General features: G+C 53.7%; 3 protein-coding genes. All 3 read right to left on the bottom strand.

The annotated features are described in order from the left end of the window. Nucleotides 1–890: 890 nt before the first annotated feature. Nucleotides 891–2,552, bottom strand: coding sequence for a peptide ABC transporter substrate-binding protein (locus EKM97_RS11730; protein ID WP_125572556.1), 1,662 nt, complete (start codon nt 2,550–2,552; stop codon nt 891–893). A 1,237-nt stretch (nt 2,553–3,789) separates the two neighbouring features. Beyond that, a complete protein-coding gene (locus EKM97_RS11725; protein WP_125572555.1) occupies nt 3,790–4,236 on the bottom strand; it encodes a threonine/serine exporter family protein in 447 nt (148 codons plus the stop codon). Between the two features lies 1 nt (nt 4,237). Further along, nucleotides 4,238–4,999 (bottom strand): threonine/serine exporter family protein, encoded by a 762-nt coding sequence (locus EKM97_RS11720; protein ID WP_404820221.1) that lies wholly within the window; start codon nt 4,997–4,999, stop codon nt 4,238–4,240. Between the last annotated feature and the right edge of the window lie 660 nt (nt 5,000–5,659).

Below are 5,659 nucleotides of genomic sequence, written 5' to 3'. Positions count from 1 at the left end.
AAAGTACTGCTGTATTTGATCATAAGAAAAGCCCCACAATTATTAGATTCTTCGTCTAACAATTCTAGGGCACTTCAAGGTCGGGTCTGGTGCGGATTGGCTTCGCGGGCAGGAACTCCGTTAGCGGGGACCGTTCCAGCCGGCTACGCCGTCTTCCACTGGGGATATTGCCGCAAGCCCAGCGTCAATATCCCGCTCCCGATAAAATTGGCTGTGTACCCCCGACGAAAATCATGTCGGGAATACACAGCCAATTTTATTTTCGCTAACTCCGTCCCTGCCCGCTACGCCAATCCACCCCAGACCCTAAGTGCATTCACGATACTGTGGTGGTGTTATTTCCGGACGACGTTAAGCTGATGATTTCATATTCATGTGCGGTGTGATACATCAATGAACCGGCAAACACAGTGACAATGGCCCAACACCTTTGTCAACGTGATTTCAATCTCTAATTGAGGTCAATGTGACTTGTAACCGTCACGCAATCGTTAGTCGTACTGTCCCCACTCAGTAACATGTCGGCCACGGAGGTGGTGGTGTGCTTGGGCGAAGCGCAGGGAACGAAGTCGGGCGAAAAGATGATTGTTTGGAGACAGGACGGCCGGATTTGCCGTCGTGGCTTCACACAATCATCTCGGGAGCGCGGAGTTGACGCCGTTCTTGCGGCAACTCCGCCAGCGGAAGACCGCGATAGCGGGCTGAAGCGGTCCCCGCCCGACGTAGTTCCCGGAGCGTAGCCCGAGCGCACCACCACCGGAGTTGCCGACCCACCGCCTTGTGGCGGTATGAAAACAGCTTAAAGTGCAGAGCGCACCCTTACGGGCGCGGACTTACGCTGACGGACAATAACACACAAAAAAGCGCAGCCGTAGCTACGCTTTTCGATGTTACTTCTCAATGTAGGCCGTCTTGTAACCCCACTGCGTACCAGCGGTATTGTGGACGATACCCTTAACAGAGGTCTTCTGCATCCAGGAGTAGACACTCTGGTACAGCGGCGTGATTGGCTGGTCCTTGGTGAGCACCTGGCTCGCCTTGACCATGTCCTGCCAGCGGGCTTCGGCGTTGTTGGCGTCGGCGCCCTGCGCCTTGGCAATCAGGTTGTTGTATTCGGTGCTGTTGTACTTACCGTAGTTGTAGGAAGAATCACGAGTCTTCGTCTGCAGGAAGGAGATTGGGTCGTTGAAATCGGCACCCCAACCGGCTAGCGCAAGATCCCAATTACCCTGCTGACGCTGCTCAGTGGCACTTGCGGAAGGCATCATGCGGATAGACACCGTAATGCCGGGCAGGTTCTTTTCGACCTGCGCCTTGATGTACTGCACGACGGCTTTGGTTGCCGGATCGTCACCACTGTCAGAGCCTGCGAGTAATTCCATTTTGGCACTCTTAATGCCGGTTTCGGCCTGCGCCTGCTTCCAGAGCTTGGCTGCCTTGCTTGCGTTGTAGGTGTCAGCACCCGCAACCTTTTGCTGCTTGGCAAAGTCTTCGCCCGTCTTCGGGTCACTGGCCAGGTTAGTTGAAACGTAACCTGTTGGCACGATGGTGTTCACGCCCACAACCTTCTTAGCAAGCAGTTTGCGGTCAAGCGTTGCGGAAACCGCCTGGCGGAACGCCTTGTTGCTGTAAAGCTTCTTGAGTGTGGCGTTCTTACTTTGCTGGTTGTAGTCGAGGTAGCTCACGTAGGAGTACGCGTAAGTCTTGTAGTCCTTCGCACCAGCATAGTTGTTGACCTGGTCAGCCGTCAGCTGCGTCATGTCGAGCTTGCCGTTCTGGTACAAATCGAGGCTGGTACTGCTATCGCCGACCACAGTGTAGTTAATCTGGTCGAGCTTCACGACCTTCTTGTCCCAGTAATCGGGGTTCTTGACGAAGGTCCACTTGTTACCCGTCCCGTTCCACTTGCTAATCTTGAATGGTCCGGAGTAGACGCTGTACTTAGCGTTAGTCCCGTACTTCTTGCCGTACTTTTCAACAACCTTCTGGTTCTGGGGGCCAAACAGCGGGTAGGCCATCAGGACCTTAAAGTAGGCGATTGGCGAGTCGAGTTGAATCTGCACAGTGTGCTTATCCAGCGCCTTAATCCCAATTTTGCTTGGATCTTCCTTGCCGCTCACGATGGCGGTAGCGTTCTTGATACCTTCAAAAAGGTAGGCGTATGGCGAGCTCGTCTTCGGGTTCACCGTCCGCCGCCAGGAGTAGACAAAGTCCTGGGCGGTGATGGCGTCACCATTACTCCACTTGGCGTTCTTACGGATCTTGAAAGTCCAGGTCTTCCCGTCCGCACTCGTCTTGCTAGATGCGGCGAGACCAGCGATGGCCTTCCCATTCTTGCCCAGCCGGTAGAAACTCTCGTAGACATTCCCTGTCTGGCCGTACCCGGTCGACTTGGAAATATCAATCGTGTCGAGCTGTGCGGATGCAGGCAACTTCAGCACCTGCTTGGCATCCTTGCTGGAAGAGTTTGTTCCGCAAGCCGCAAGTACCAGCGCTGACAAGGCAACGGTGGCGGTGGTGGCGGCAATCTTCGTCCAGTTATTCTTCTTCATCGTGTTTTCTCCCTACTCATTTGCGAGCACGGGACACAAAAAGTGCCAAAAAGTCGGGGCCACCGCGTCAATTCCGCTAAGGAATTGACACAGCACGGACCTCCACCTTTTGGCACGCGACTGCGCTTGGGAGAAAAAACTCCCAGAAGTTTTACGTCCAGTTCGCCGATGTAACTGGACACAAACACTCGTGTTAAGGTGCTAACGCGCTACGCATTGTGTCATCGTGCCATATACGTTTACATTCAGTTTTGGCGTCATACAACAACAACACATGCGCAACCAGCTCCTTTTCGCTCAATTTAGTCGCTGCACTCGCAACGACTGATGCACCGCAATTATTACAAAAATGCTTACCATTCGTCAACACTTAATTTAGCACCAAGGGATTCCCCAAAGCCGCAAAGCCTTGGGGCCGTTGCGTTAACGCGATTAACTTTTTTGTATAAAAGGCACCTCACAACTGTGTATCTGGGGATTATTGTGAGCTCACCTTGATTGTATCCACGGGCATTGCGTTACCACTCACAGCGAGTGATCGCATAAGGAAAAGTTGGCCGCATTGTTATTACTGAACGACGCACACACATACAACAACAGCTTGACATTACCAGACCACCCCCAGTGTTTTACCGATTTCAGTTGCGTTCGCCGCCGTACCGGCAAATGCCTAGAATAACAAAAAAGCGTCCCCACACTTCAACATGAAGTGCAGGGACGCTGCCGCGCGTTACCACCCTAATTCGAAACTATCCCGATGCATCAGGCACCGCGACAATTTCATCTCTTTGGTTCTGGACGCCAACACGCCCTTAAACCGTAGTCGAGTAACGCCGACTGACGGACGATCAGCTTGCACCAACCGTCATGCTCCGAGCTCATGGGCGCAGCAATTGCGTCGGGGTTCTCACCTTATCCCCGTCTCTGCAGACGCGTTTTGCCGGTTCTTCTCATCACCGCAAAAGTTATTCTATCGAACTGATTGCCACTGATTATGAACACCTGCGCGCAGAGAGTCAACAACAAAATTGAAAAATAATCGACCGGTCACCTGCACAGCCACCGCTTATGTCACAGCGGCTAAAATATTCATCGTAGCTGCAACGCTTGATTTTAGCTTGCCCACGAATCGAAAATGTGACGTAAAAATTTAGCAATAAAAAAACGTGGCCCACATCAATTACTACTCGTGTCCACGTCCGCATAAATTGCTAGATTAATTAATTGCTTTTTGCAATTACCGTTCCCGCCGCCGTCTAAGCACTGGCCGAATTTTGCTAAATACCGCCTCCGCAATCACAAACCCGACAGCTAGTGCAACCGCAATGGTGAGTGTCTTGATGAATCCTTGAGTTGCACTTCCCTCATGGCCGAGGGTGAATTGTTGCATACTCTTGTAGATGATGGCACCTGGAACCAGCGACACCAGGCAGGGAATGTACATGACGTTCACGGGCGCGCGCACGATGATGGCGGCAACGTTCGCAACAATCCCAATGGTCACCGCCGCCAGCAAGTTAGGCAGAATGAGGCCGTGCGTTTGTCCGGCCATCAGTAAGTAAACCACCCAGGACAGTGCACCGGTGATGCCCGCCGGTAGCAGAGTGCGTTTGGGAATATTGGTGATGATGCCGAACCCGAGGCTCGATGCAAAACTTAAGATGAAACCCACTAGAATTTGCATATTAACCCCCAATTAGGTGCACGACGGCGGCACCCACGACCACTCCGGCGCCAATTGCGCCGGCGGTCATGATGGCGTCCAGCGCCCGCACCATCCCCGAAATCGTGTGCCGCGCAATGATTTCACGCAGCGAATTGGTAATGGCAACGCCTGGTACCAGCGGCATCAGCGCACTAATGATGATGTAATCAGCGCTGGTCCCCCAACCCACTACTTGCAAAATATTGGCCAGCAAACTGATCACCAGTCCGCCGACACCAACGGCGATATAGGGCGTCGTGTTGATGTGCCCAGTCCACTGTGCAGCCAGGTAGCCAGCAATGCCGACAAAGAAAGCCCACGCCAAATCCTGCCAAGTGGCCACAAACGCCAGCATCGGTGCCACGGACACCAGTCCGGCGCCAAGAATTTTACTCGGCCAACTGTAGTCACGCCGGCGGACGTTAACCTGAGCAACTGCCTGTTTCAGCTGCGTGTAATCAATCTCTGCCGCCACGAATTGGCGAGACAAGGTATTGATGGCATCGACCTTACGCAGGTCAAAGTCACCGGTGCGCACCTTCACGAGGTGCGTGAGCGGATTATCGTTGGCGTCAACGAAGATGGCGGTCATCGCGGCATGGCAGGACAGGTCCACGCCGGCGGCCTTGCCAATATACTCCACGGTGCCCTCAACGCGCGCGGTTTCGGCGCCGTTTTCCAGCAAAATTTTGCCAACCTTACCGCACAGTTCAATCACGTCTTTTTCCTGTTCCAGCTCCACAGCGGCACCTCCTCACTTCCGTTCATCATTGTACCGCAACCGCCCTGTTACTGTCCGCCAGCGTAAGTCATGAAACTTTCATCCGCAAGGATGAAAATAGTGGTTAGGCCGAAGGTCGGAACTGGGCCGGATTTGCTACGCTCCCGGGAAGGGTGTGCGTGGGACCGTTCCAGCCAGCCCTACGGTGTCCGTCTCACTACGCGCTAAAGCGCGAGGTCGACTGGCTGCGCTGTCTTCCACTGGTGATTTTGCCGCAAACCCACCGGCAAAATCCCGCTCCTAACGAAAATGGCGGTGTACATTTCGCACGAAGTTCATGTGCGAAACATACACTGCCATTTTCGTGGGCACGCACACCCTTCCCGTCCGCTGCCGCGAATCCGACCCAGTTCCGACGCGCATTCACATGACTATGGTGGTGAAAGTTTCAGACCACGCTGGCGAAAACACCAAACACATGGACAAGTACTGGGAAATGTCGACGCAGGAATCAACATGTCTGCTTACCGCACACATTGAGAACCGTTATCGCGGCCTTTAACAGTGGTGGAAGTTCGTCGCCCAGTCTCTGTGGGGGTTGCCACTCAGTAACGTGTCGGCCACGGAGGTGGTGGTGTGCTTGGGCGAAGCCAGTCGACCTCGCGCTTTAGCGCGTAGAGA

It is taken from the genome of Lacticaseibacillus songhuajiangensis (genome assembly GCF_003946025.1).
GTDB classification, from domain to species: Bacteria; Bacillota; Bacilli; order Lactobacillales; family Lactobacillaceae; genus Lacticaseibacillus; species Lacticaseibacillus songhuajiangensis.
The sequence above is the reverse complement of the archived record's forward strand: the minus strand, read 5'-3'. Positions and strand labels throughout refer to the sequence as shown.

Bases quoted from the DNA above. Each gene is read 5' to 3' on its own strand.
- EKM97_RS11725 (WP_125572555.1), bottom strand. From the start codon at position 4,236: ATGCAAATTCTAGTGGGTTTCATCTTAAGTTTTGCATCGAGCCTCGGG.
- EKM97_RS11730 (WP_125572556.1), bottom strand. From the start codon at position 2,552: ATGAAGAAGAATAACTGGACGAAGATTGCCGCCACCACCGCCACCGTT.